Below are 26,301 nucleotides of genomic sequence, written 5' to 3' on the forward strand. Positions count from 1 at the left end.
AGAAATGCCGTTTGTCGGTCTGGGTCTGCATATACTGGTTGCCATCTTTTTTGCGGTACACGCGGTGCGCCGCGGGCGGGAGCTGTATTGGCTGCTGATCCTGTTCTCTTTCCCTCTGCTGGGCAGCCTGGTGTACTTCTTCGCCGTGTACCTGCCGAGTTCGCGCCTGGAAGTCGGTGCGCGTAAAGCGGTTGCCGCGGCTGGCCGGATGCTCGATCCGGGCCGCGAGCTGCGCGAAGCGCGCGATGCTTTCAACTTCACGCCGACCGCGCAGCACCAGATGCGCCTTGCCGCCGCGCTGCTGGCAGCGGGCGAAGCTGCCGAAGCGGCTACTACTTATGAGGCTTGCCTGCAGGGCGCTTTTGGCTCGGACCTGGAGATCCGCCTCGGCGCGGCGCGCGCTAACCTCGCAATTGGCGCACATGCCAAGACCATTGAGCACCTGGAATTCATCCGCCGCACGGACGCCAATTACCGCGCCGAGCAATGCAGCCTGTTGCTGGCACAGGCCTTGGCGGCTGCTGGACGCAATGGTGAAGCCCGTGCCGAGTTTGAGAATGCGGTTAATCGCTTCGGCAGTTTCGATGCGCGTGCCGAGTTTGCGATCTGGGCTGCCGGTGCGCGCGAATTCCAGTTGGCGCAACGCTTGCAGAGTGAGCTGCAACATACAATGGATCGCTGGAACCGGCATACGGCGTCGATGAATGGCGCCACGGTCCGGCGATTGAATGCCGCGTTCGCGCAAGTGCCGCGCAACTGAAAAGTGAAGGAGCATCAGAATGCATAGCCCGGTCCTGATGTTCCAGTCGTCCCGCTTCGAAATCCTGGCGGATGAGGACAAACTGACCAATCCCGGCATTTACGGCCGCAGCCTGGCTGAATGGATGGCCAATGAACTGCCCTTGCATGGCTATCGCGCCATGGGTGAGGTGATTCCTGAGGACTTTGCCTGGTGCGTGCCGGTGGAGGCTGAGGATTGCGAGCTGTATGTGGCTTGCACCAATGCGGAAGAAGGCTGGCAGGCTTATGTCTTCGCCGATTGCGGCTTGATGGAGCGGCTGGCCGGGCGCGATCAGCGCGCGACGGCGGTGGCGGGGCTGTATTCGGCGGTGCGGTCGATTCTCGAAGATGCGCCGGGCATCACTTATTTGCATATCCAATGAGTTATCCAGTTTCGGTGAAGGGCGTTTTCTGCGCGCCCGACGGTAGAGTCGTGCTCTTGAAGAATGAGCGCGAGGAGTGGGAGCTGCCGGGCGGGCGTATTGAGGACGGTGAGACGGCGGCGGCGTGCCTTGCCCGGGAGGTCTGGGAGGAGCTTGGCGTGCGCGTCGACGTCGGGGCGCCGCTCGATAGTTACCTGTTTGAGGTAGTGCCGGGGAAGAAGGTGTTTGTCGTGACCTACGGCTGCACACTGCAGGGCGGCTTCGTGCCGGTGTTGAGCCATGAGCACAAGGAAGTCGGATTGTTTGCCCGCGATGCCCTGCCAGCGGGGCTGCCGGAAGGCTACCGCGCGTCAATCGTGGCAACCTTGGGGGCAGACCCCAAGGTTGCCACGGGCTCGGCTGGGCGGCTGTCGCGGCATTTGCTGAGCGAGGCGTATAACAATGGCTGGGCTAACCATCGGCTGTTGCGGGCTTGTGCCCAGTTGTCGCAGGAGGATTTCGTGGCGCCGCGGTCGGGGTTCTTTCCGTCGATTAGGGCTACGCTTAATCACATCCTTACCGTGGATTGGTTTTATATCGATGCGCTGGAGCGCGAGGCGCGCGGGGCGCCGCCGCATCCGGATTACTGCAGCGAATTTTTTGCGGTGGAGGAGCCGTTCGATACCTGCGCGGCGCTTTGGAAGGCCCAGCGTGAGGCAGATAAGCGCCTGATCGCGTATTGCAAGGCTTTGCGCGATGGCGATCTTGGCCGGGTGGTGACCATTGACCGCGGCCAGGGCGACTTCCAACGCGATACGCGCCAGCGCCTGCTGGCACACATCTTCGAGCACCAGATCCATCATCGCGGCCAGGTGCATGCGATGCTGTCGTCGACGCCTATCGCTCCGCCGCAACTGGATGAATTCTTCTCCGAGGGCGAGGCTCCCTTGCGGGTGCAGGATTTCAAGGAGCTTGGCTGGTCGGAAGAGGAAATCTGGTCGCCAAACTTATCCTGAATCAAGGAATTTGCTCCGGCATTCAGGGATAGTCAGGCTCAGTTTTAACCTGAGCAGGACTATTCATGAATGCAAACGAAAAAATGTTCGGCAGTCCCATGCCGCCCCAGGAAATCTCGCTGGACGTGCTGCGCGAAAAATACGCGAAGGGGAATGAGCAGGACATCATTGACGTCCGCCGCCGCGTAGCGCGCGCATTGGCCGCGCTGGAGGCGCCGGAGCTGCGCGACGATCTCGAGGAAAAATTCCTGTGGGCCCAGGAGCATGGCTTCGTGCCCGCGGGACGGATCAATTCGGCCGTTGGCCTGGGCCTGAAAGCCACCTTGATGAACTGCTTCGTGCAGCCGGTGGGTGATTCGGTGACGGGGGAAGACGATGGTCTGCCGGGCATCTACACTGCCGTGGCGGAGGCGGCTGAGACCATGCGCCGCGGCGGCGGCGTGGGATACGATTTCAGTGCCATCCGTCCGGCGGGGGCGAAGGTGAAGGGCACGCAGTCGCGTGCTTCCGGCCCGGTGTCGTACATGGAGGTGTTCGACGCTTCCTGCAAGACTGTGGAATCGGCGGGCGCGCGGCGCGGCGCGCAAATGGGCGTGCTGCGTATCGACCACCCGGATATCGAGCGCTTCATTGCTGCCAAGGACGATGGCGGCTTTCGCAATTTCAACCTGTCGATCGGCGTGACGGATGCCTTCATGCGTGCGCTGGCTTCGGACGCCGTGTTTGAGCTGGTGCACAAGGTCGAACCGGGGGACGAGGACCTGGCGGCAGGCGCGCACCGGCGTGAAGATGGGCTGTGGGTCTATCGCCGCGTGCCGGCGCGCGAGCTGTGGGACAAGGTGATGACGTCCACCTATGACCACGCCGAGCCGGGCGTGCTGTTCGTGGACCGCATCAACGCCGAGAACAACCTGTATTACTGCGAGACCCTGCGCGCCACCAATCCGTGCGGTGAGCAGCCGCTGCCCGGTTACGGTTGCTGCGACCTGGGTTCGCTGAACCTGACCTGCTTTGTGCAGAATCCTTTCACCGATCGCGCAAGCTTCAACCATGAGGCGATGCGCGAGGTGGCCGGTATCGCGGTGCGCATGCTGGACCTGGCGCTGGATGCGACCCAGTGGCCGTTGCCGCAGCAAGCCGACGAGGGAGCTGCCAAACGCCGCATTGGCCTGGGTTTCCTCGGGCTGGGCAGCGCGCTGGTGATGCTGGGCTTGCGCTATGACTCCGAAGGTGGCCGTGCGATGGCGGCTGGCATTGCGGAGGCTTTGCGAGATGCGGCCTATGCCGCCTCGGTGGCGCTGGCGCAGGAGAAGGGGGCTTTCCCGTTCTTTGACAGGGATAAGTACTTGGAAGGGGCTTTCGTGCGCCGTTTGCCGGCGTCCTTGCGCGAGGCAATTGCAAAGCATGGCATCCGCAATTCGCACCTGCTGTCGATTGCGCCGACCGGCACGATCACGCTGGCGTTTGCGGACAACGCTTCCAACGGCATTGAGCCGGCGTTCTCGTGGGTCTACCAGCGGCGCAAGCGCATGCCGGATGGCTCGTCGCGGTCCTATGAGGTGGCGGACCATGCATGGCGCTTGTACCGCCATATGGGCTTTGACATGGGGCAGTTGCCGCCGCAGTTCGTTACGGCGCTGGATATGGCGGCGCTGGACCACGTGAGCATGATGGAGGCGGTGCAGCCTTTCGTCGATACGGCGATTTCGAAGACGGTGAATGTGCCGGAGGATTATCCATACGACGATTTCAAGGAACTGTACACCGATGCGTGGGTGGCGGGGCTGAAAGGACTGGCGACCTTCCGTCCGAATACGGTGACCGGCAGCGTGCTGAGCGTGGTGCCGGAGCCGGCGGCTGCTTCCACTTCTGCCGCGCCGGTGCTGCGTGATGATGATCCGCTGCGCAAGCGCTTCGATGGGCGTCCGTTAGGCGAGCTGGAGTCGGTGACGTCCAAGGTCGAATACTGGACGCAGGAAGGCAAGAAGTCGGCTTACCTGACCGTGAGCTTCATCACTGTCGACGGCATGCTGGATGGGGCGCCGGTGCGCATTGAGCGGCCGTTTGAGTTCTTCATGCCGGCTAACCAGCGCAGCGATGGTCAGCAGTGGATCACCTCGTCCATGCGCTTGCTGTCGATGGCGGCGCGCGCCGGCAGTTCGATCGCCAAGGCGCTGGCCGACATGCGTGAGGTGGCGTGGGAGAAGGGGCCGGTGCGCTGTGGCCTGCTGACGCGCGAGGATGGGGTGCAGGTGCCGGTCTTTCACGATTCCGAGGTGGCGGCGATTGCGTTTACCTTGCAGCGGATCTTGATACGGCGGGGGTTTCTGGATGCGTATGGGAATCAGGTGCCGGTGCCGCAGCTGGCGCTGCGGTGTGCTTCGACCGGACATGTGGCGCCGGAGACGATGACGGCGGCAGGGGCGGCGCCAACGCAGTCGGCGGGGAAGTGTCCGGAGTGTGGGGCGCGCGCACTGCGCAAAGTCGACGGCTGCACCCGATGCGTCGAATGCCACTATATGGGGGGCTGTGGTTAAAACCGGTAAGCCAGGACCAGCCCCTGTCTGCGATCGCCCCCGTCTGAGAAACCGTTGGGGGTCTGACCCTGTGGGTCAGACCCCGGTTTACCGGTTTTGCTTAAGGTGCGTCAAGGACATCCCCCCAGCCCCTCCATAAACTTCCTCCCACACTAACCCCGAGGAGGACTTACAAATGCATCATTCTTTCCAACTTGCTTCCGTCCTGGACGCCGCCCATGTCACCCGCGTGCTTGACCTGCTGCGCACCGTACCGGGCATCCGCGGCGTACACGCTCCAGCCGGCGCTGCCCACGTTGAAGTCGCCTTCGATGATTCCCTGACCAGCGTCCAGCACCTTGGCAAGCTGCTGGAAGAACACGGTTACCCGCCTGTGGCGCCGCAACAGCGCAGCCACACCTGCTGCGGCGGTTGCGGCGGCCATTGATCAACACTTGACCTGGATCATGTGAGCTGCCTTCGTGGCGGCTGTATTCTGGCTAAAAACATACATTTGAAACACCACAAAAGGAGCTATCATGCACGCCACTAAGAAGTTATGGACGTGGCTCGCCATTATCTGCCTGTTATCGTTTACGGTACTGGGCTGGGTGGGCCGCGAAATCTACCTGAAAGCGCCCCCAATAGCGCAAGTCGTCGACGAGACCGGCGCAGTCATCTACACCCCTGACCAGGTCAAGCACGGCCAAAGCTCCTGGCTGTCGGCTGGCGGCCAGCAACTGGGTACCGTCTGGGGCCATGGCTCCTACCTGGCGCCGGACTGGTCGGCCGACTGGCTGCACCGCGAGGCCGTGGCGCTGCAAGACCTGTTCGCGCGCAAAATCTTCAGCAAGGACTACGCCCAGCTCGAAGCCGGCTCGAAAGCCCACGTGGATGCACTGGTGAAGGCCGAACTGCGCACCAACACCTACAACGCCGACACCAATGAGGTGAAGCTGTCCGCCATCCGCACGGAAGCAGTGCGTATCGTGGCTGCCCACTACACTGGCTTGTTCGGCGATGAGGCGCAATACGCCAAGCTGCGCGAGCAGTACGCCATGACCCCGAACGCGCTGCCTGAAGCGGCCGACCGCGCGGCACTGAGCGGCTTCTTCTTCTGGTCCTCGTGGGCTGCCGCTGCCGACCGTCCGGGCGAAACTGGCCTGAGCTACACCAGCAACTGGCCGCACGAACCGCTGATCGACAATACGCCCAGCGCCGGTGCCGGCATCTGGTCGATTGCTTCGGTCATCCTGATGATCGGCGCCATCGCCGGCATGCTGTTCTACCACGGCATGCACAAGGAAGAAGAGGATCCTGTACCGCCGAAGAACGACCCGCTGTTCAGCCTGAAGGCGACGCCTTCGATGAAGGCCACCAAAAAGTACTTCCTGGTCGTCGTCGGCCTGATCCTGGCGCAAGTCGGCATGGGCGTGATCACCGCGCACTATGCGGTGGAAGGCACCAGCTTCTTTGGCTATCCGCTGGCCGACATCCTGCCGTTCACCGTCAGCCGCACCATCCACACCCAGTTCGCGGTGCTGTGGATTGCAACCGCTTGGCTGGCAACCGGCCTGTATATCGCTCCGGCCATCTCCGGGGTGGAACCGAAATTCCAGAAGCTGGGCACCGACGTGCTGTTCTACGCGCTGCTGTTCATCGTTGTCGGCTCGACCGCCACCGGCTGGCTGGGCGTGCTGCAACACAAGGGCACCGACTTCGCTTTCTGGCTGGGTAACCAGGGCCTGGAGTTCACTTCCATGGGCCGTATCTGGCAGATCCTGCTGTTCGTCGGCCTGCTGTTCTGGGCCTTCCTGCTGGGCCGTGGCCTGTGGCCGGCGCTGAAGAAGCCATCGGAAAGCCGCGGCATTATCGCCATGGTGTTCCTGGCAGCACTGTGCATTGGCGGTTTCTACGCAACCTCCCTGACCTGGGGCAAGTCGACCCACTACTCGATGGTCGAGTACTGGCGCTGGTGGCTGGTCCACCTGTGGGTGGAAGGCTTCTTCGAAGTGTTCGCAACCGCTGTCATCGCGCTGCTGTTCACCCGCCTGGGCCTGATCCGCGCTGCTTCGGCCAATAGCGCCATCATCCTGGAAACCATCGTCTTCCTGTTCGGTGGCATCCTGGGCACCTTGCACCATCTGTACTTCACCGGCACCCCGACTTCGGTGATCGCCATCGGCGCCATGTTCTCGGCGCTGGAAGTGGTTCCGCTGTCGCTGATCGGCATCGAAGCCTACCGCAACTACAAGCGTTCGCAATCGGCCCCATGGCTGGTTTCCTACAAATGGGCCATCCTGTGCTTCATCGCTGTCGGCTTCTGGAATACCGTGGGCGCTGGCCTGCTGGGCTTCTCGATCAACACCCCGATCGCGCTGTACTACATGCAAGGCCTGAACATGACCGCTGCACACGGCCACGCTGCGCTGTTTGGCGTGTACGGCATGCTCGGTATCGGCCTGATGTTGTTCTGCCTGCGCGGCCTGGTGGACCGCCTTGCATGGTCGGACAAGCTGCTGGCCGGTATGTTCTGGACCATGAATATCGGTCTCGCCATGATGGTGTTCATGTCCCTGGTCCCAGCCGGTATCTACCAGGCAGTGGCTTCGATCACCAAGGGCATGTGGTACGCCCGTTCGCCTGAGGTGGTGCACTCCACCTTCATGGAAACCGCAGTCTGGCTGCGTGTTCCCGGCGATATCGTGTTCGCGGTTGGTTGCCTGCTTCTCGGCCTGTTCGCGCTGCGCCTGATCGGCAAGCGCAAGCAGGAAGAAACCGTGGCAGAAGGCGTGGCGCTGGAGCGCTAGGCAATGCGCCTCACGGGCCACACCGACTACGCCTTGCGCCTGCTGATGTACCTGGGCCGGCAGCAAGGCAGGTTGGTCACCGTGCAGGAGATCGCCAGGGCACACGGCATCTCCGAACATCACCTGCGCAAGGTGGCTCACCGGCTCGGCCAGGCCGGGCTGGTGGCCACCTGGCGCGGACGGGCCGGTGGCCTGCGCCTGGCGCAGCCACCGGCTTCGATTTCGGTGGGCGCAGTGGTGCGCCTGGCCGAAGCCGACTTTACGATTGTTGAATGTTTCAATGCTACGCGCAATACCTGCCAGCTGGCCGGCGCTTGCCGCCTGCAGGAGGGATTGCACAGGGCGACCGAGGCCTACCTCGGTCATCTCGACCGCCAGACGCTGGCGGACCTCATCTGAAGGAACCATCATGAGTGCGCCTGAAATTTTGCTGGAGCTGTGCGGCATGGTGCCGCCCGAACCGATGGAGCGCGTATTGGAAGCGCTCGACCTGCTGCAACCTGGCCAGCATATCCGCATGGTCATCGACCGCGAGCCGGTCCCCCTTTACCGCATCCTCGAGAAGAACGGCTACCGCTACGCCACGTCGATGCGTGAAGACTATATCTACGAAATCCTGATTACCCAAGCTAACTGATGCAACGCAAGCTGGCATTCGAGCATACGCCCGGGCTGGCGCTGCCGCTGCGATTCCTGCTGGCGGCGCCGTGGTTCGGGGCCCTGGCCGGCCTGCTGCTGGTATGGCAGGGCGCCGAGGCAATGAGCACGCGCTGGGCACCGGCCACGCTGGCAGTCACCCACTTGCTGACCCTGGGCTTCCTTGGCATGGCCATGGCAGGTTCGCTGCTGCAGATGGTGCCGGTAGTAGCCGGCGTCGAGCTGCGTTGGGCGCGCCGGCTGGGACCCGTTATCTGGGGCGCCTTGGCTGGCGGCGCACTGCTGCTGGCGGCAGGCTTCCTGCACGGTTTGCCGTGGTGCCTGCGCGCGGCCGGCATCCTGCTGGCGGGTGCCTTCATCCTCCTTGTTGCTGTGCTGGCGCGCGCGCTGGCGCAGCGCTCGGCACCGAATGCATTGCCCGTCGTGGCTGGTATGCGCCAGGCCGTGCTGGCCCTGGCCTGCGCAGTCACGATCGGTGTGGCGCTGGCTGCGTTCCTGGTGGGCGCGGTGCGCCTGCGTGTGATGGAATGGACCAATGTGCATGCCGCCTGGGCCCTGGTGGGCTGGGTGGGCGTGCTGGTCGTCTCGGTGGTATTCCAGGTGGTGCCGATGTTCCAGTCCACCCAGCTGTTCCCGCGCCAGCTGGCTTTCACGCTGCCGCCGCTTTGCCTTGCCGGGCTTGCGCTGTGGACTGTTGGCTACCTGCTCAACCAGCCGTGGCAATGGATCGGGGCGGGCCTGGTGAGCGTTTGCCTGGCGCTGTTCGCGGTCTACACCCTGGTGCTGCTGCTCCGCCGCAAGCGCGCGGCCGATGTATCGACCTGGTACTGGTGGCTGTCGCTTGGTTCGCTGCTGGCCAGTGTCGCCGTATTCCTTTGCCCGCGCGGGTTGGATAAGGCCCTGGTCCTCGGCGTGCTGTTTATCGGGGGCTTTGCCATGTCGGCCGTGAACGGTATGCTGTACAAAATCGTGCCTTTCCTGCTGTGGTATCACGGGCAGCACGCCGGCTGCGATGTGCCTGGCGTGCGCCAGTTGATGCCGGACAGCGAACCGCGTGTGCAGTTCGCCTGGCATGCCGCCAGCGTGGTGATGCTGCTTGCCGCTGCCATCGCACCCGGCTGGCTTGCCCAGCTGGCAGGTGCGGTACTGGCAGTTTCCTGCATGCGCCTGGGTTTCGACCTGGCGCTGGCTGCGATCAGCCTTCGTAGGCTCGCAAACGGGCCGAATCAAGAATCTTGATCTGGCGGCCGTTCACGGCAATCATGCCCTGGTCGGCCAGCTCGTGCAGCACGCGCGAGAAGTACTCCGGCGTCAGGTTCAGGCGCGAGGCCAGCAGCTTCTTGCTGACCGCCAGCGTGATCTCCGAACCATCTCCCGCGTCGTCGTCCTTCAACAGGTAGCCGATAATGCGCTGGCTGCCAGAGCGCAGAGAATAGGCTTCCACGTCTGAAATCAGGCCGTGCAGGCGGCGGCTCATGCCGGCCAGCATGCGGCGTGCAAACTGCGCATTGCGCGCCAGTTCGGCAAATACGGTGTGCTTGGAAATGTGCAGCAGCATGCAGTCGCTGACTGCGTGGGCAGTGACGATGTATGGCTTTTCCATGAACATCAGGGCTTCGCCGAAACTGTGACCTGGACCGATGATCTCGACAATCTTCTCGTTGCCCTGGGCTGAGAGGAAGCTGAGTTTGACCTGGCCGAAGATCACCATGTGGAAGCCGACGCATGGATCGCCGCGCTGGAAGACTGCGCTGCCGCGCGGGATGTGGTGTTCGGTCGTGCCGGCAGCCACCAGCGTCAGCTCCTCCGGCGACAGGTCTGCAAAGAGGGGCAGTCGCTTGAGGAACTCGCGGGGGTCGATTTTGGGGCTTGGCATTTGGTTCTCCTGAAATGGCAAAAGGACCCGCTCGGCGGGTCCTGTCCTGGTTAAGGTAATGTCGGGGCTATTCCTGCTTAGTGGCCCGAATCACCGTCAGGCTTGCTGTTGGTCCGGAAGATCTCCGGATTCTCCTTGCCGGTCACGTGAAGCAAGCCGACCAGGCCTTTCTCCATGCGCGACAACGCGTGGTCGACCAGGATGAAGCGTCCTGGAACTTCGGTCTTGAACTCGACCATCGTTGCGCCGCCGGGAGCCACGGTGGTGGTCTGCACGTTCTGCAGCGGTGGCGAGGTCAGGTCGCCCAGGTTATACACGCGGTCGAACACTTCGCCGATCACGTGGAAGCTGGAAGTTGCGTTAGGACCGCCCACGCCGAAGAAGATGCGGACGGTTTCGCCAACCTTGGCCTCCATGCGGTGGGTCTTGGTCAGCGCATCGTGGGTACCGTTGAACATCAGGTGCTCCGGCTGTTCGGCCAGCAGTTTGTCCAGCGAGAATTCAGCCTCGCCCGGCGTGCCATGCTTCTGCGCGGTGTACAACTCACCCTGCATCACATAGAACTCGCGGTCGACTTTCGGCAGGCCGCCTTCAGGTTCGACCAGGATCATGCCGTACATGCCGTTGGAGATGTGCTGTGCCACCATCGGGGTAGCGCAGTGGTACACGTACAGGCCCGGGTTGATGGCCTTGAAGGTGAAGCTCTTGGTGCTGCCGGGGGCCGCCTGGGTCACTGCAGCGCCGCCGCCCGGACCGGTCACGGCGTGGAAGTCAACCGAGTGGATCATGTGGCTGTCCTTGGCGTTGGACATGTCCACATTCACGGTATCGCCCACACGGACGCGGATGAACGGGCCAGGGATCTTGTTGTTGAAGGTCCAGTACTTGTAGGTGGTGCCGTCCATGAGCTGGCCGAGGATTTCGGTGGTATCGAGCTTCACGTTGACGGTTTGCGGACCGCGCTTGCCGACAGGGATGCCTACCTCCATCGGGCTGCGCGAAACATCCGCGCCCTGCGGAGCGGCTTTGGTTTCACCTTCGCCAACGATGATCTTGCCGATCATGCCGGCTGCCACGTGACCGGGCAAGGTGCAGATGTAGGTGAACTCGCCTTTCTTGTCCGCCTTGAAGACGATGGCGGTCGATGCGCCTTTGTCCTTCAACTGGTTCGATTTAGCCTTGAAGTCGGGCACGGAAATATCGTGGGTAGCGCCGTCGCCATTGACCAGGTTGATCTGCACTACGGCGCCAACAGGCACGCGCAGCGTCGGATTAACCTTGCCCTTGGATTCGCCGGTGTCACTGATGAAGACCAGCTTCCCGTCTGCGATATCGGTGCGCAGCGTGTAGGTCACATCGGGACGATATTTGACGGCAGTACTGCCATTGCCGCCATGCTGGCCATGTTGTGCATAAGCTGGCGCCAGTGTTGCGGCGCCGATCACCAGTGCTGCAATGGCTTTGGACATCAAGGTCGGTTTCATTTTCTTCTCACAGGTTTGTCCGGCACGGGATTGCGCCGTTTGACAAACAAATCTTATGTTTTACATGCATGTTATTGAATTGACGCAGGTCAAAAATTTGGAAAGAACTGCGTATTCTCAATGCAAGTCAGATTTTTTTGACTTAGATCAAGTGAGAAGAAGACCCGGCACAACGCGCCTAAGGCGCGAGCTGCTGCAGGATTGCGTAGGCGGCCTTGATACGCTCTGCATTCGGATAGACGGAGTTTGCCAGCATGACAATGCCGATCTTCCTCTGCGGGACGAAAACGGCATAGGCACCGAATCCGCCCGTGGAACCGGTTTTGTGGAACAGGGTGGCGCCGCCAGTCGAATCGCGCGCCACGAGCCGCTTGGCTGCAACCAGTTCCCGGGTCATGGCCGGATCGCTGCCGCTTTGCAGTTGTTCCAGCGTGCCTGGATACGGGTACTGTTCCCAGCCAAGGCCCTGCAAAAGGGGGCCGGCCTCGAAATAGGGCACGTGGGTTGCCGCCACGGCGCGCCGCATGGACGGCTCCAGGCGGCCCGGATCTATGTTCGCTTGTACAAAGCGCAGCAGGTCTGCGCTGCTGGTCTTGACGCCATATGCCTCAGCATCGAACGGTCCTGGATTCACGCGCACCTGTTTTTCCTTGGCATAGCCCCAGGCGTAATGCGACATGGCGCGCTCCGGCACGTTTTCGTAAGTGTCCTTCATTCCCAGGCGAGGGAATATTTGTGCTTCCATCAGCGTCGCAAAGTCTTGCCCCAGTGCGGCGGCGGCGGCGTAGCCGAACAAGCCAATGCTGGGGTTCGAGTAGCGTCGCATGGCACCCGGCGCCGCATCTGGCTTCCATGCGCGGAAGAAGGCCATTTCCTGCCCTTCGCGCACATCGTCGGGGAACTGCAACTTGAGTCCACCAGCGGTGTAGGTGCCGAGATGGAGCAGGGTAGCTTTGTCGATGGCGCTGCCTTTGAGTTGCGGCAGGTAGCGTGAAGGATTCGCGTCCAGCGAGAGCTTGCCCCGCGCTTGCGCCCAGGTGCCCAGCGTAGCGGTCAGGGTCTTGCTCACCGAGCCGATTTCAAACAGCGTATTTTCACTGACCGGTGCATCGGTTTCGCGCGAGGCGACGCCGTAGTTGAAGTAGTAAGGCTTGCCGTCCAGCGTGACGGCGACTGCCATGCCGGGCAACTCGTGCTCCGCCATCAGCGAAGGAATGGCGCCTTCCACCGCAGCCCGTACTTTCAGGCCGCGCAGGAATTCATCGCGCACCTGCATGCCGTTGGCGTCGCCCATCTGGGCGAAGACGACGCGTTGGTCGCCACGTTCGAGCCAGCCGATGTACCAACCCAATTTGCGGCCGCCATCGCTGCCGCTGCCGGTCTTGCCGAACACCTGCCAGCCGCCGACTTGCTCGGGCCATTTGACCAGCGTCTTCGCCATGTCGTAAGCATTGGGCTTGATGCCCAGGTCGCGATTGACGACACGCCGCAGGAACCCGATTTGCTCGTCCGGCGAAATGCGCAGCGAGGAGCCAAGCCAGGATTCGGACAGGCCGTTGTTCTTGCCAGGTTCGCCGCTGACATCCGCGTTGCCGTAGCCGAAGCGCTTGACGTAGTTGGCGAAGCGCTCCTCGCCCATCTGCAGCGTGATTTGCTGGGAATACCAGACGACCGATTCCTTCATCCACGAGCTGGGGTCATGCGATTGTTTCCACACGGGTCGCCAGTCCACATAGCCTTGCTTGAATGGCAGCACAGGTGCATGCTCGTCCCATAGCACGCCCGCGTCATAGCCCATCAGCGCGATAGGCAGCTTGAAGGTGGACATTGGCGGCAGGCGCTTATCGCAGACGCCCTCGTGCACCAGCCACTTGCCGGTGCTTGCATCGGCCATCGCCAGGCAGTGCTCTGCAGAATACGCGAGCAAAGGGAGGCCCAGCCCTGCAAGCAGGGCGAAGATTTTGCGTTTCATTGTTATCCTCGGTTAGAGTTTTGCGAGTTGCGCGGGGAGGTCGCGCAAGAAGGCTTCTTTGGTGCGCGGGCCCGCTGCACCTTCGATCAAGGTTTCGTCCTGTGCCAGGCGAGCGAACACAATGGTGCGTTGGCCATTGGTCGCCCAGCCTACGAACCAGCCGTAGGAACGGGAGTAATCGTCCTTGCCGTCCGGGCCCACCGGGGCGCCGGTACCGGTCTTGCCGAAGACCTGCCAGCCGTTCGGCAAGTCTTTCACCTTCAGCAGGCGCGCGGTCTGTTCGTGCGCGTACTGCGAAACAGGGAGCTCCTTGCGCACCAGGCGGCGCAGGAAGTTCGTTTGCTCGTCCGGCGAAATCTGCATCGAGGAGCCGACCCACGACCATGTGAGGCCGTTGTCCTTGCTCTTGTCGCCGCCGATGTCGCGGTTGCCGTAGCCAAAGCCTTGCACATAGCGCTCGAATCGCTCACGGCCAATGTGCTGCGTAACTTGCTGGGCGTACCAGACGGCCGAATAGCGGATCCACTGGCTCGGGTCCATATCGCGGTGCCATTCCTTGTTCCAGGCTTGATAGCTCTCGCGGTAAGGCAGCACCGGAGCATGCAGGTCTTTCAGGAAGCCGCTGTCGTAGCCCATCAGGCTGACCGCGATATTGAAGGTCGATACCGGTGTGATGCGCGCCGTGCAATCGCCTTCGCGCAGCAGCGCTTTGCCGCTGGCGGCATCGATGAAAGTAGTGCAGTTCAGCGCGGCTACCGATTGCGCGGATGGCGAAACGCTCCACGCCAGGGCGGGCTGCAGGGCGAAATTGCCGCCGACGATGGCGGCCAGCGCGGCGATTGTCACGGCACGCGCCCACATGGCGCGGCGCGCGTTGGCAGGCGTGCGGATCAGCGAGACGCGTTCGGTGAGCGTGTTCGCATCGATGCTGCCAAAGGCCAGCGCACCTTGTGGCGCAAGGTGTTGCAGCTTGAGCTGCGCCACCAGTGCGGCGGCATAGGCCTTGCGTTGCGACGCCGGGCGGCCGCGTAGCACGTCTCGGTCGCAGCCTAGTTCCTGCGCCCAGGTCAGGTTGGCACGCAGCAGCCGCATGAAAGGATTGAACCACAACAGCGTTTGCAGCAGCATGCCGGCGGCCATCCATTGCAGGTCGTGGCGGCGCAGGTGGGTCATTTCGTGTTCGACGATCATTTCGCGCTGCAGCTTGTCGAAGCCGCCCAAATGGCGCGGCAGCAGCAGGCGAGGACGGAACAGGCCAAGCAGCATCGGTGAGATCGGTGCATCCACTTCAATGATGGCGGCGCGCCCAGTGCTTGCAACATTGCCGGTCCGCGCCAGCCGGTCAAGCATGCGCTGCGCGCGCCACAGGCTGGCGGCCGACCAGGCCAGGCCGGCCAGGTATACGCATAGCCACAATTGGGCGCCATGCAGCATCCAGACACGCGTGTTGGAAGAATTGTCCGTCTCGCGCGTCTCTTCGGCAGTTGTATTGGGCAGCGCCGGAGTCTTTGGCGGCGCGATGTAGTGGGTGACAGTTTCGGTCGCTGCTTCAAGCGGCGGGATCAGGCGCACGCGCTCGCTATGAGGCAGCAACAGCAGCGCGAAGGTCGCCAGCACGGCCAACTGGCCAAGCAGCCAAAGCGAGCGCTGTGCCGCCAGTGCAGGCAGGAAGCGCCGGAGCAGGGCGCTCAATGCCCACACGCTGAAGCCGGCCGCGAAGCAGCCAAGGCTCGCCAGCAGGAAGCGCATCAAGAGCAGGTCGAAGTCATTCACTTTGCGTCGTCCTCGTCGGGCCAATCGGACAGCATCTGCTCGAGTTGGGCGAGCTCGCTGGCATCGACCAGCTTACTGCCGGCGAACATGTTCACCGGCAGCGGCGTATCGAGTTCCATGATGCGCGAGCCGAAATCATGGGCGTAAGCGGCTAGTGTCTCGACCTTATCCAGCAGGGCCTCATACACTTGCACCCCGTGGCGCACGTGCTGCGCGATCATTTGCTTCTCCATCATGCGCTCGACTGTCTTGCGTGTGGATGAAAACGACCAGCAGAGCTCATCCTCCACCGCCTCATGGATTTCGCGCGCGCTTAAAGGCGTATGGCGCCAAAGTGCTTTAAGGACGCAGAGTTCAGGGGTAGAAGGGATAAGCATGACATAGCGGTGATTGTGACGATTGGTGCTAGTATGTGACAACTGTCGCAGTCGTGTCAAGCGATGAACAAAGTCAATCAGGTGCTCGCCACTCGCGTGGGGGAACAAGGGCGGCTGGGCTGCTGAGGCTTTCCAAGAACTGCACAAGATCGTCTTTCTCGGCTGGGGTCAAAATCAGGGGATAACCGATTTCGGTGCTCCGATAGTAGAGCTCGAGCTCGACGGCTTCAGGCAGGGTTGGGATGCTGCCGTCATGCATATACGGCGCTGTGAGCGCCACGTTGCGAAGCGATGGCGTGCGGAACCGGCCGATATCGAGTGGTCGCATGGTTACGGCAAATCGCCCGAGTTCTGCCAGTTTTACGTCGTGAAGAATGGTGGGATCAAGGCTGAGGTTCTGTTCTTTCAACTTCACGATCCGCTTGGTCAACTCGGGCAAATCGTTCGCGATTCTCGAAATGCCAATGCCCAGTTGATGAAACTCATTGTCCGTGAATAAGGCACCCTGTTTATCAAATGAGTGGCAACTAATGCATTTGGCGCTGCCCTGAAATAGTTTCAGTCCGCGCTTTGCAGCGGCGCTGATGGCGGACTGGTCGCCGCCAAAATAGAAGCGATCAAAAGGGGAGTTCGCCGCAACGAGGGTTCGTTCAAAAGCGCCGATTGCTGTTGCAACCTGCTTGGCGGTGATCCCCGGTTGCTCTTGGGTGAAGGTGCCTGAAAATTGGGTTTTGTAGCCGGGATCGTTCTGAATAATGTTCAGCATATTATTCAGGTCGGTTATTCCATGCTCCCTTGGATTTATGATCGGATCCAACGCCTGATTTTCCAGCGTATCTTGCCGTCCATCCCAAAAGAGCGACGTACTGAATTTTGCGTTTAGCAATGACGGTGTATTCCGTGTGCCCACTTGCTCATTAATACCAATGGCCAGAGGTTTTCCGTCGGCAAACGCTTTCTCGGGAATATGGCAGGAGGCGCAACTGATCGTTCCGTTAGCGCTCAATCGCTTGTCGAAAAATAGTTGCCTACCCAATGCAATCAGGTTTTTGGACTGCGGCCCTTCCGCGGGCCTTTCTGCAGGAAGCCCGCGAAGTTCAGCAAAGGCTTCACTTGCTTCAGTCTTGGCGAAGAACGCAAATCCCGCGAAGGTGGCCAAGAAAATATGGAGATACCAGAATCGAATCCGCAGCAGTTTCAATCTATTTAACATCAGGAATTCTATCCAATTATCACTCTATAAATTTGTTGATCTTTGCCTTTTGCTGTGCAACACTTCACGCCGCAAATTTCCATATGGAAATTATACACGCCTGATAACTCGATTGAAGAGGTTGCAAATGCTGTTCGGTCTGCCCGGAAGACAGAAGTTGAAGAGAGAAGGGGGACGCTCCGTTCCCGCAGGAGCTTGGAAGTTGCTCCTTACGCTTGTTGTCGCAGTGGCGGTGCAGGCTAATACTCCAGCTCTGGCAGACCAGATCCGCTACGTTTATGACGAAGCAGGTAGGCTGGTTCAGGCCACTTCCTCCGACGGAAGCGGGACAGCGTACCGCTATGACGAGATCGGAAACATTCTCTCGGTCAAACGCATTGTCGCTGGCGGCGTTGTTGTTTCCGAGTTTTCTCCAAACTCGGGCGCGAGTGGGGCTCAAGTTTCTATTTATGGCAGCGGGTTCGACGAAGTCGCCACGAACAATGCAGTAACCATCAACGGCACATCCGCAGCGGTTCTGACTGCGACGAAGACCATGCTGACCGTTACGGTTCCTTCGAACGCGACCACGGGGAAGATCAGCGTATCAAATTCGAAAGGGATGGCGACCAGCACTTCCGACTTCCTGATCGCGACTGCCAAAGGGCCTACCATTACGTCCTTCAATCCAGCCATGGGTCCTGTGGGAACGGCAATCACAATTACCGGAACGAACTTTGGTGCGCAGCCGGCATCGAACAAGGTAAAGATTGGCGAGTACGCGGCCGCCGTAAGCAGCGCCAGTGCCAACCAGGTTGTAGCTTCAGCCCCAACGATTTCTGCTTCCGGCAGGATCTCTGTAACGACAGCCTTAGGAAAGGCGGTCAGCACAAATGACTTCTTTGCATTGCCGCCGGGAGTAAGTGCGGCCGATGTTGTTCATACGGGGCGGCTCGTGGCGGGTGGAAGCGCACAGACTGTCCAGATCGGGACAGCGGGCAAAAAAGCAATCCTGCTGTTCGATGGCAACGCGAAGCAAATGCTTTCGCTGTTCTCCAGCGCGGGCACTTTCTCAAGCTCGCCAGCGATGACGGTCTATGGTCCGGATGGACAAACCGTGGCATCTACCAATATCAGCAACAACTACTATTTTGACTTCACGGCGCTACCTGCCTATGGCACTTACACGATGGTGTTGTCCGCGTCTGCTGCAGGCAAATTTGACTTGCAACTGAAGGCCGCGGATACCGGCACGCTGTCGGTCGATGGTCCGGCGAAGCTTGTCAATCTTAGCGCTGCGCAAAACGGCTACTACACGTTCACAGGCGAAGCGGGGCAGTATTTTGGTCTGGGATACACAGACCTTTCGGTGAATCCTAGCGGCTCTATGTCGTACAAGGTCCTCAAGCCGGATGGTTCGCAGCTGTTCGGCGACACCTGGGGCAGCAACAACAGTAACAACTTACCGATGTTGCCGGTAACCGGGATTTATACGGTGGTTGTTGATCCGCCAACTGTCTCGACCGCTATCCTGAACCTGTGGTTATCCAAGGATATCCCTGGGCAGCTCGTATTCGGCCAGACAATGACTGTAAGTTCTTCCCGTGTTGGACAGAACTTCCGCATGACGTTCAACGGCGTTGCCGGGGAGGGCTATTGGCTCGCGCTAAATGGCAGCACGCTATCTTCCGCATATGTGAGTGTGGTGAAGCCCGATGGTACTGTGCACACGAGTTTCTCGATCGGTACTTCCGCGACGAATTTCGAGATCCCGGTGTTGCCTACGACCGGTACGTACTCGATCGTCATAGATCCGACCTCCACCGTGACGGGAAAAGTTGACGTCCAGCTCAATCAGGTGGCGCCGGACATCGTGGGGCCAATCGACATCAACGGTCCTGCATTGCCGCTCGCCCTTGGCGTTCGCCAGCGTGCCATGCTTACCTTCAATGGCATTGCCGGGCAGCGCTTGGGTATGGGGTACGCCAATGTACTTACCAATCCAGAGTCGCAGTCCATCTATTACACCGTGCTTAAACCGGACGGAAGCTCGCTTTTCTCAGATAGCTGGAGCAACAGCAACAGCAATAATCTGCCAACGCTGCCAGTGAGTGGTACTTACACCATCCAGGTTAAGTCCGGCACGTTTGCAACTTCGAGCCTGTCTTTGCTGCTGTCGAGCGACGTGACGGGAATTCTCGTGCCGGATGCCGCCCCTCTGAATGTGAACATCGCTCGCATCGGCCAGAATGCGCGCCTGACGTTTGATGGCGTGGCTGGCAAGCATTATTGGCTTAAGCTGCGCGGGGGAACATTCCCTGGCACGGCCACTATCTACATTTACAAGCCGGATGGTTCTACGTTGAATACCACGTCGATCTCGACGTCGCAGGACTTCGATATGGGCGTGCTCCCGGCATCGGGTACTTATGTTGTCTGGTTCGATCCTAGTTCCACCAACGCGGGCAAGGTCGATGTGGAGCTTGTAACGATTCCCGATGACTACGTCAGTCCGATCGAGATCAACGGAGCTGAGCTGCCTATCTCCCTCGGCGTTCGCCAGCGTGCCATGCTGACCTTTAATGGCGCTGCAGGCCAGCGCTTGGGGCTGGGCTATGCGAATGTCATGACAAATCCAGCGTCGCAAGCCATGTATTACGCAGTGTTTAATCCGGATGGAAGCCAACTGTTTGCAGATAACTGGGGCAGCAGTAACAGCAATAACCTGCCGACATTGCCCGTGAGTGGCACGTACACCATCAGGGTGCAGTCCGGTACTTTTGCAACGTCGAACTTGTCTCTACTGTTGTCGAGCGACGTGACGGCGAATCTCCTGCCGGATTCGGCTCCGGTCAATGTGAACATTGCTCGTATTGGGCAGAATGCCCATCTGAAATTCGAAGGTGTAGCTGGCAAGCGCTATTGGCTCAAGATGCGCGGAGGGACATTCTCCAGCTCGGTCTCAATGTACGTCTACAAGCCGGACGGTTCTACGTTGAACTCCACTTCGATTTCGACGTCACAGGACTTTGATACCGGCGTGCTTTCGACATCCGGCACTTACGCCATATGGCTGGATCCTAGTTCCACGACTACCGGCAAGGTAGAAGTGGAGCTTGTGACGATTCCAGCAGATCTGGTCGGTACGATTGCGATTAACGGCGCTGCAGCATCCCTCAACCTTGCCCCGGGCCAACGCGCGATCCTTAGTTTCGCAGGGGGGGCTGGGCAGCGCTTGGGGCTTGGTTATACAGGAGTTAACACAGTTCCAGCGTCAAATAGCATCTATTACTTCGTCATTCAACCTGACGGAACCCAGCTGTTCTATGACAGCTGGTACAACGACAACAGCAATGACTTGCCGGCGTTGCCAAGCAGCGGAACCTACACCGTTGTCGTGAGAGGGAACAACTTTGCGGGTGTTTCGACCAGCGTCTGGCTTTCGGCTGACGTGCCTGGAACCCTCGTCCGGAACGGTCCCGCGATAACCGTTCCAATCACCCGTGTTGGACAGAATGCGCGCCTGACGTTCAATGGTGTTGCTGGTCAAGCCTACACCTTGCGATTCACTGGTGGCACCTTCCCATCTTCGGTCAGTGCCACAGTAGTCGACCCAAGCGGAAATTCATTGACTTCCGCATCGGTTTCATCGAGTGCGACCTTGAATTTGTCGGCTCTCGCGACGACGGGTACTTACACAGTATTTATCGGACCGAGCGGAGCGACGACCGGCCAGGTCGACGTGCAGTTGCAGTAAGCGAACAGCAAACGAATACGAAGAATAGAAATGACCCCACAAGAAAAAATCAACGTGGCAAATCGAGAATATGAACAACCTGCGATTCCCGCTCGCACAGGTAAGTCGCGTATGCTGAAATGGATGATTGCGGGCCTGTTCCCGGCGCTGCTCGGTATCTCTGCTGTTGGCCAGCTTCCTGCGCTGGCGGCTGCCCCTGCTGCTTCAGGTGTACTCGCCTTGGGATATCCTTCTGCGCCAACCACCCTCCGAGGACAATCGGCGACGTTGCTGCCGGACGGGCGATGGTTGTTGCTAGGAGGTGAAGGAAAGAACCATAAAGTGAAAGCGTCCGCGACCGTTATCGCGGCCGATGGCAAATCACAGGTACTGCCGGTTCAATCGACCACCGGCCGTACGTCGCATTCGGCGACACTCCTTCCAGATGGAACCGTGCTGATTATTGGTGGTGCCGACGGAGCCGGAGAAGTGATATCGACGCTTCAACGCTTTGACGTCGTCACTGGCCAATTCAGTGCTCCCAAAGAATCCGCCTTGCTCCCACGAAGAGGCCATACGGCGACAGTCTTGATGGATGGGCGCCTTTTGATCGCAGGCGGTGCAGACGCGCGCGGAAATGCCGTCTATGAGGCCGAGATCTATGATCCGGTGACTAAGACAATCGAGCGCTTCAATCCAAAACTCGATGCACCGCGACTGAATCACATTGCGACGCTGCTTCCGTCGGCTGACGTCCTGCTGTGGCAAGGACTCGACGCTGAGAACCAGGCGCGCGAAGATGGCGAACGGTACGAATTTACGTCGCAGCGATTCAGCGCATTGTCGAAGGCGGCAACGGCGGACGCTATTCGCGAGGCGAAAGCGCCAGAGGTTGCAGCCATCATGGCAACCCGGCCGGAAGCGAACGATCCATCCGCACCGGTAGATCAACCGGTTGTCATCCGTTTCAACCAGCCGATGGCGGTGTCGTCTCTTAACGCGTCGACCGTTACGCTGATGGGGCCGCACGGTGCGGTTCCAGTGAAGATTGTGCCGGTAGAGCAGGGCATGCTCGCCTTTGTTAAACCCACGATCGATCTGCTGCCGGATAGCCGGTACAACCTGTTCCTTGATGGCGTTAAGTCCTGGACTGGCAAGGCGTTGGCCTTCAGTTCGTTTGGCTTTACCACTGCCCGCCTGAATGGCAGCGGCAATAATGGTGAGCCCCACACACCGTCCGATAGTGGTTCTGTGAATCACGTGCTAGCGGATACAAGCTCCCCGAGTGCATCGAGCATCGCGCAAGAAGCGCTGCAGGCGGTTGGCGCAGCACCATCGCTTGAGCGCCAGGTATTGGCAGCATTGGCCAAAAATACTGACAGTGAGTTCTGGCTGCCGGATGGGCGTCATTTCAAGGGCGACTGGAACGCAAAGCGCGGAGCAAGCCCCTTGCAGAGGTTGCCCGCGTTGAAGGCGCCTCCAGGAGTTACTGCACTCGCTGGACAAATCCTTACGGCCCACGGTCGCGCGCTGCGTAACGCAAGGGTGCAGATTGGCAATCAGGTGGCGTTGACAGACGAAACCGGCCGCTTTCTGCTGACGAACCTGACGCCTGGCGCACAGCCGTTGATCATCAATGGTGGCGGAGAGGGCAAAGCCCAGTACGGCTACTACCAGGTGCGCGTTGACGTCAAGGCGCAGCAGACCAACGTCTTGGACTACACGATCTGGAGCACCCGTCTTGATCCCGCCGGCAACGTGGCATTGTCTTCCCCTACTGCAGGGGAAGTTGTTTTGACGTCGCCACGTATCCCAGGCCTGGAGCTGCGTATCCCTGCGGGCACAATCATTCGTGACCACAACGGCAAAATTGTCACCCAATTGAACATGACGGCGATTCCTATCGACCGTCCACCGTTCCCATTGCCAAACGTTGGCGTACCCGTTTACTTCACGATTCAACCTGGTGGCGCGACACTGACCAGTGCAAGCGGCCAGGCGCTGCAGGGTGCTCGCCTGATTTATCCGAACTTCAACGGCTTGGCGCCGGGTAGCCGCGTCGACTTCTGGAACTACGATGCCCGTGGCAAAGGCTGGTATGTGTACGGCCAAGGCACGATCAGCAAAGACGGCAAGCAGGCTGTCCCTGACGCTGGAGTAAAGATCTACGAATTCACCGGCGCGATGATTTCCCTGCCAGGTAACGCACCGTCCGATGGACCACCGCCGGGCGGTTGCGGTGACAACGGTACGACGGGGCCGAGCGCTACGTGTCCAGCTAATAAGCCTCCAGCGCCGAAAGGCTGCGGGGGCGATCCAGTCGACTGTAGTACCGGCTTATTCCTGAACTCGGGTACTGACCTCGTGATTAACGACATCATGCCGATTGAGATTTCGCGCACCTATCGTCCGCGCGACGCAGCTTCGCGCGCGTTTGGTATTGGTACAAACCTCGCGTATGACATCTTCCTGGTCGGCGATACCAACCCATGGACCTATCAAGAGCTGATTCTGCCGGATGGCGGAAGAATTCGTTACAACAGAGTTTCGTCAGGTACCGGCTTTGGCGACGCAGTCTACGAACATAAATCTTCCGCCACCAGCTATTATGGTTCGACCCTCAGGCGAGGTAGTACCAACGCTTGTTACTGGGATCTCGCGCTGATGAATGGCAGCCATATCTGCTTCCCTGAGTCGATGAATTCGGGCTCCGCCCGCCATGCGGCAGCAGTTTCGATGTCCGACCGGTATGGCAATGCATTGGTATTCACGCGAACGAACGACAATCTTACTCGAGTTACCTCGCCATCCGGACGGACTGTAGACCTGCAATATGACGCCGCTAACCGTATCACGCAGGCGACAGACAATATCGGTCGCACCGTAAAGTATGAGTACGACGCACAAGGCCGCTTGGTCAAAGTAACTGATCCGCTTGGGAACTTTGAGGCCTTCACTTACGACGCAATGGACCGCATGCTGACGGTGCAGGATAAACGCGGCAACATGATGGTGACGAATGAGTATGACGGCAATGGTCGCGTAGCCAAACAGACCTACGCCGACGGAACCACGAATCTGTTTGCGTACACCGTGGACGCAAACAATCGCGTTACGCAGACCGACATTACGAATGAACGCGGTGTGGTGAAGCGCATGGTGTTCGGCTCGGCGGGCTATATCACGTCTATTACCGAAGCATTGGGCCTGCCGGAGCAGCAGATCACTACGTACGAGTACACTCCCACGACCAATCTGCTGTTGTCCGTAACGGATCCACTCGGACGGAAGACTGCGTACGAGTACGACGCAAAGGGCAATATGTCTCGTAAGACTCTGCTCGCAGGGACGGCAAATGCAGTCTCAACGGAGATCACCTACACAGCTGATTACGACAACGTCCAGACCATTAAAGACCTAGCTGGGCGGGTGACCACGCGCAGCTACGATGGCGCAGGTAATTTAGTCCGGGTTGCAGATGCGATCGGAGTGCTATTCAAAGGAAGTTATAACGGCTCGGGTCAACTGGTCGCATCGGAAGATGCTCTTGGCAATCTCACGACCTACCACTACGACGGCTTTGACCTCGTACAAGTGACGGACCCGCTTGGCCATTCGTCGCGTAGGGTAACTGATGCGGTTGGGCGTGTAACGGCAACCTTGACCCCATCAGGGATTCGTACTTCTGTCGACTTGGACGTTCTAGACCGCCCGGTGACGTCACGTGACGGACTTGGCAACGCTACGACCTTGGGATACGACGGAAACAGCAACCGAACGTTGGTTCGCAATGCGAAAGGAGGCGAGCATAGCTTCGGGTTCGATAAGCGTAACGCGACCACACAGCAGACGAACCCCGTTGGTCAATCCGGTTCGATCGATTATGACCCCGGACACAACGTCAAGCAAACCATTGACCATAAAGGTCAGGTGACCCAATTCCAGCATGATGCACTTAATCGCCTGAAGTTGGTCACTTATGCAGATCACAGCACAATTGCATACACATATGATCAGGGAAACCGGGTCGCCCAGATTGCTGATTCTGCAAACGGGACGATCACGCGAACCTATGATGGATTGAACAACATCACGAACGAAATGACTCCTGAAGGAAACGTGAGTTATGCGTACTATTCTGATGGTCGCCGTAAAACGATGTCTGTTGCGGGACAACCTACGCTGACTTATACCTATACAGCGCGAAATCATGTGGAAGAAATTTCCCAGGCCGCAGATGCATTCAATGGTAATCAAGCTAGAAAAGTGGTCTTTGAATACGATGCTGCCGGTCGACGTACTAAGACCACATACTTCAACGGCATGGTTCGCGAGAATGGTTTCGATAAGTCAGGCCAATTGACGTCGATTACGTACAAAAGCGTAAGCGCGAGCGTTGTTGGTGACCTAACTTACCAGTACGATGTTGATGGCCGGATCGTTGAAAAGGGCGGAAGCATGGCACCGTCCACTCGGTCTACGGAGATGGCCGATGCAACGTATGACGCGGCAGCGAAAATGTCTGGCGTTTATGGTGTTACGCTAACCTATGATGAAAATGGGAACTTGACCTCGGATGCCTCGGCCTCATACGTCTGGAATACAAGGGATCAATTAGTTGAAATGCGTAATTTGCAAGGGGGCGTCATTGCACAGTTCAGCTATGATGCATTGGGAAGGCGTCGCCAGAAGACAATCTATGGCGAAACCTCCCGATACGTTTACGACCAACTGGATGCGGTGCAAGAGCAGGGAATCGATTCGCGAATCAAAGCTGTTTACGTTACGGGGGCGTTGGATGAACGGTTGCAAAGAATTACGCCGAACGGATCGACAACTCGAACAGACACATATCTAACTGATCATATTGGTTCCATCTTGGCATTAAAAGACTTGGCAGGACGAGACGTAGTGGCATATTCTTATGACTCGTTTGGGAACAGCGAAGCAAGTGCAGTCGACGGAAATCCGTTCCAATTCACCGGACGAGAGAACGATGGAACTGGTCTTTACTATTATCGTGCTCGATACTATTCTCCGACGAAGCATCGTTTCGTGCAAAGCGACCCTATCGGACTCGCGGGAGGTATCAATACGTACGCATACGTTGAAAACAATCCGATCCTTGATAAGGATCCTTTAGGGTTAATGGGAAGTCGAGGTAATCCAAACCCAGGGCGCAGCAGCTTCCCATATTTTCCTTCACGCTCAGAACATGTCAATCGGAACGCAAATAATGCCTGCCCGCGCACGAAACCGAGTACCGACAACCAGTGCCCAAAATGGACCCAAGATACTGGTGCATTAGGTGGAATGAATGGTGGGAAGTTTAGGTCTGATCGCGGTGATGAGTGTGCGTACGACGCGAGCGGAAACTTGCTGCCAGATGAAAACGCAAATTACACCTATAACTATAGTCCCGATCCCTGGACCGCCCAACATATCTGGCAAGACGTATTGCCACACTTCATTTATGGCGGACCTACTTCATATGCACCGGGTTTATCGAGAACTTATTAGTAACGCTGAGAAACAAACCATGAAGATTTTTTTTGCGGTTCTTATTTTGGTTTTGATGTCAGGATTCGGATTCCTGTCGCTTCCGGTATTGCAGCAAACTGGAAGCAATCTAATATTTGTTGTAATTAGTGTGTTAAGTGGGCCTATTGTTGGTACGTTTTCCACTTTGGTCGAGGGTACTATCATAAATGCCTATCCTCTCATAATCTTTGGGTTTATGATTTGTGCAG

At 59.0% G+C, this 26,301-nt stretch carries 17 protein-coding genes and 1 pseudogene; 11 read left to right on the plus strand and 7 right to left on the minus strand.

Annotated elements, in window-relative coordinates; genetic code table 11:
* The first annotated feature begins 4 nt into the window (after nucleotides 1–4).
* From ACWBU6_RS12695 to ACWBU6_RS12735, 9 genes are all read left to right on the plus strand, one after another.
* Nucleotides 5–760: a hypothetical protein gene (locus tag ACWBU6_RS12695; RefSeq protein ID WP_452649138.1), complete on the plus strand. Its 756-nt coding sequence runs from the start codon at nucleotides 5–7 to the stop codon at nucleotides 758–760.
* Between the two features lie 19 nt (nucleotides 761–779).
* On the plus strand, nucleotides 780–1,163 hold the full coding sequence (locus ACWBU6_RS12700; protein WP_452649139.1) for a hypothetical protein: 384 nt from the start codon (nucleotides 780–782) through the stop codon (nucleotides 1,161–1,163).
* Complete coding sequence (locus ACWBU6_RS12705; protein ID WP_452649140.1) at nucleotides 1,160–2,158, plus strand: DinB family protein; 999 nt, start codon at nucleotides 1,160–1,162, stop codon at nucleotides 2,156–2,158. The genes ACWBU6_RS12700 and ACWBU6_RS12705 overlap by 4 nt, the downstream gene beginning before the upstream one ends.
* 65 nt (nucleotides 2,159–2,223) lie before the next feature.
* Nucleotides 2,224–4,695 (plus strand): adenosylcobalamin-dependent ribonucleoside-diphosphate reductase, encoded by a 2,472-nt coding sequence (locus ACWBU6_RS12710; RefSeq protein WP_452649141.1) that lies wholly within the window; start codon nucleotides 2,224–2,226, stop codon nucleotides 4,693–4,695.
* A gap of 175 nt (nucleotides 4,696–4,870) precedes the next feature.
* A complete protein-coding gene (locus ACWBU6_RS12715) occupies nucleotides 4,871–5,122 on the plus strand; it encodes a hypothetical protein (RefSeq protein ID WP_452649142.1) in 252 nt (83 codons plus the stop codon).
* 91 nt (nucleotides 5,123–5,213) lie between these two features.
* Nucleotides 5,214–7,484 carry a nitric-oxide reductase large subunit gene (locus tag ACWBU6_RS12720; RefSeq protein WP_452649143.1) on the plus strand — a complete coding sequence of 757 codons (2,271 nt, stop codon included), beginning with the start codon at nucleotides 5,214–5,216 and terminating at the stop codon, nucleotides 7,482–7,484.
* Nucleotides 7,485–7,487: 3 nt separating this feature from the next.
* Nucleotides 7,488–7,883: an RrF2 family transcriptional regulator gene (locus ACWBU6_RS12725; protein WP_452649144.1), complete on the plus strand. Its 396-nt coding sequence runs from the start codon at nucleotides 7,488–7,490 to the stop codon at nucleotides 7,881–7,883.
* A gap of 10 nt (nucleotides 7,884–7,893) precedes the next feature.
* Nucleotides 7,894–8,121, plus strand: a complete 228-nt coding sequence (locus tag ACWBU6_RS12730) for a DUF2249 domain-containing protein (protein WP_452649145.1) — start codon at nucleotides 7,894–7,896, stop codon at nucleotides 8,119–8,121.
* Nucleotides 8,121–9,380 carry a permease gene (locus tag ACWBU6_RS12735; protein ID WP_452649146.1) on the plus strand — a complete coding sequence of 420 codons (1,260 nt, stop codon included), beginning with the start codon at nucleotides 8,121–8,123 and terminating at the stop codon, nucleotides 9,378–9,380. Before ACWBU6_RS12730 ends, ACWBU6_RS12735 begins: the two co-directional genes overlap by 1 nt.
* Here ACWBU6_RS12735 and ACWBU6_RS12740 read toward each other — a convergent pair.
* From ACWBU6_RS12740 to ACWBU6_RS12770, 7 genes and pseudogenes are all read right to left on the minus strand, one after another.
* The gene (locus ACWBU6_RS12740; RefSeq protein ID WP_090440394.1) at nucleotides 9,337–10,017 is read right to left on the minus strand and encodes a Crp/Fnr family transcriptional regulator; all 681 of its coding nucleotides are present in this window, start codon (nucleotides 10,015–10,017) and stop codon (nucleotides 9,337–9,339) included. The genes ACWBU6_RS12735 and ACWBU6_RS12740 overlap by 44 nt on opposite strands.
* A gap of 77 nt (nucleotides 10,018–10,094) precedes the next feature.
* Nucleotides 10,095–11,501 (minus strand): copper-containing nitrite reductase, encoded by a 1,407-nt coding sequence (gene nirK, locus ACWBU6_RS12745; protein WP_452649147.1) that lies wholly within the window; start codon nucleotides 11,499–11,501, stop codon nucleotides 10,095–10,097.
* Between the two features lie 178 nt (nucleotides 11,502–11,679).
* A complete protein-coding gene (gene ampC, locus ACWBU6_RS12750) occupies nucleotides 11,680–13,473 on the minus strand; it encodes a class C beta-lactamase (protein WP_452649148.1) in 1,794 nt (597 codons plus the stop codon).
* Between the two features lie 12 nt (nucleotides 13,474–13,485).
* Nucleotides 13,486–14,334 carry a class D beta-lactamase gene (gene blaOXA, locus ACWBU6_RS12755; RefSeq protein ID WP_452649561.1) on the minus strand — a complete coding sequence of 283 codons (849 nt, stop codon included), beginning with the start codon at nucleotides 14,332–14,334 and terminating at the stop codon, nucleotides 13,486–13,488.
* Nucleotides 14,335–14,373: 39 nt separating this feature from the next.
* A pseudogene (locus ACWBU6_RS12760) lies at nucleotides 14,374–15,222 on the minus strand (M56 family metallopeptidase); the annotation flags it as partial.
* A 20-nt stretch (nucleotides 15,223–15,242) separates the two neighbouring features.
* A complete protein-coding gene (locus tag ACWBU6_RS12765; RefSeq protein ID WP_452649149.1) occupies nucleotides 15,243–15,623 on the minus strand; it encodes a BlaI/MecI/CopY family transcriptional regulator in 381 nt (126 codons plus the stop codon).
* Nucleotides 15,624–15,696: 73 nt separating this feature from the next.
* Nucleotides 15,697–16,836, minus strand: a complete 1,140-nt coding sequence (locus ACWBU6_RS12770) for a cytochrome-c peroxidase (RefSeq protein WP_452649150.1) — start codon at nucleotides 16,834–16,836, stop codon at nucleotides 15,697–15,699.
* A gap of 202 nt (nucleotides 16,837–17,038) precedes the next feature.
* Between ACWBU6_RS12770 and ACWBU6_RS12775 the strand changes: the two genes are divergently transcribed.
* Both ACWBU6_RS12775 and ACWBU6_RS12780 read left to right on the plus strand, forming a co-directional pair.
* Nucleotides 17,039–20,572 carry an IPT/TIG domain-containing protein gene (locus ACWBU6_RS12775; RefSeq protein ID WP_452649151.1) on the plus strand — a complete coding sequence of 1,178 codons (3,534 nt, stop codon included), beginning with the start codon at nucleotides 17,039–17,041 and terminating at the stop codon, nucleotides 20,570–20,572.
* A 30-nt stretch (nucleotides 20,573–20,602) separates the two neighbouring features.
* Nucleotides 20,603–26,071 (plus strand): RHS repeat-associated core domain-containing protein, encoded by a 5,469-nt coding sequence (locus ACWBU6_RS12780; RefSeq protein WP_452649152.1) that lies wholly within the window; start codon nucleotides 20,603–20,605, stop codon nucleotides 26,069–26,071.
* Nucleotides 26,072–26,301 lie beyond the last annotated feature (230 nt).

The organism is Pseudoduganella sp. HUAS MS19 (genome assembly GCF_053615455.1).

Bases quoted from the DNA above. Each gene is read 5' to 3' on its own strand.
- ACWBU6_RS12705 (WP_452649140.1), top strand. From the start codon at position 1,160: ATGAGTTATCCAGTTTCGGTGAAGGGCGTTTTCTGCGCGCCCGACGGT.
- blaOXA (WP_452649561.1), bottom strand. From the start codon at position 14,334: ATGTGGGCGCGTGCCGTGACAATCGCCGCGCTGGCCGCCATCGTCGGC.
- ACWBU6_RS12765 (WP_452649149.1), bottom strand. From the start codon at position 15,623: ATGCTTATCCCTTCTACCCCTGAACTCTGCGTCCTTAAAGCACTTTGG.
- ACWBU6_RS12695 (WP_452649138.1), top strand. From the start codon at position 5: ATGCCGTTTGTCGGTCTGGGTCTGCATATACTGGTTGCCATCTTTTTT.
- nirK (WP_452649147.1), bottom strand. From the start codon at position 11,501: ATGAAACCGACCTTGATGTCCAAAGCCATTGCAGCACTGGTGATCGGC.
- ACWBU6_RS12780 (WP_452649152.1), top strand. From the start codon at position 20,603: ATGACCCCACAAGAAAAAATCAACGTGGCAAATCGAGAATATGAACAA.
- ACWBU6_RS12730 (WP_452649145.1), top strand. From the start codon at position 7,894: ATGAGTGCGCCTGAAATTTTGCTGGAGCTGTGCGGCATGGTGCCGCCC.
- ACWBU6_RS12735 (WP_452649146.1), top strand. From the start codon at position 8,121: ATGCAACGCAAGCTGGCATTCGAGCATACGCCCGGGCTGGCGCTGCCG.
- ACWBU6_RS12770 (WP_452649150.1), bottom strand. From the start codon at position 16,836: ATGTTAAATAGATTGAAACTGCTGCGGATTCGATTCTGGTATCTCCAT.
- ampC (WP_452649148.1), bottom strand. From the start codon at position 13,473: ATGAAACGCAAAATCTTCGCCCTGCTTGCAGGGCTGGGCCTCCCTTTG.
- ACWBU6_RS12720 (WP_452649143.1), top strand. From the start codon at position 5,214: ATGCACGCCACTAAGAAGTTATGGACGTGGCTCGCCATTATCTGCCTG.
- ACWBU6_RS12715 (WP_452649142.1), top strand. From the start codon at position 4,871: ATGCATCATTCTTTCCAACTTGCTTCCGTCCTGGACGCCGCCCATGTC.
- ACWBU6_RS12710 (WP_452649141.1), top strand. From the start codon at position 2,224: ATGAATGCAAACGAAAAAATGTTCGGCAGTCCCATGCCGCCCCAGGAA.
- ACWBU6_RS12700 (WP_452649139.1), top strand. From the start codon at position 780: ATGCATAGCCCGGTCCTGATGTTCCAGTCGTCCCGCTTCGAAATCCTG.
- ACWBU6_RS12740 (WP_090440394.1), bottom strand. From the start codon at position 10,017: ATGCCAAGCCCCAAAATCGACCCCCGCGAGTTCCTCAAGCGACTGCCC.
- ACWBU6_RS12725 (WP_452649144.1), top strand. From the start codon at position 7,488: ATGCGCCTCACGGGCCACACCGACTACGCCTTGCGCCTGCTGATGTAC.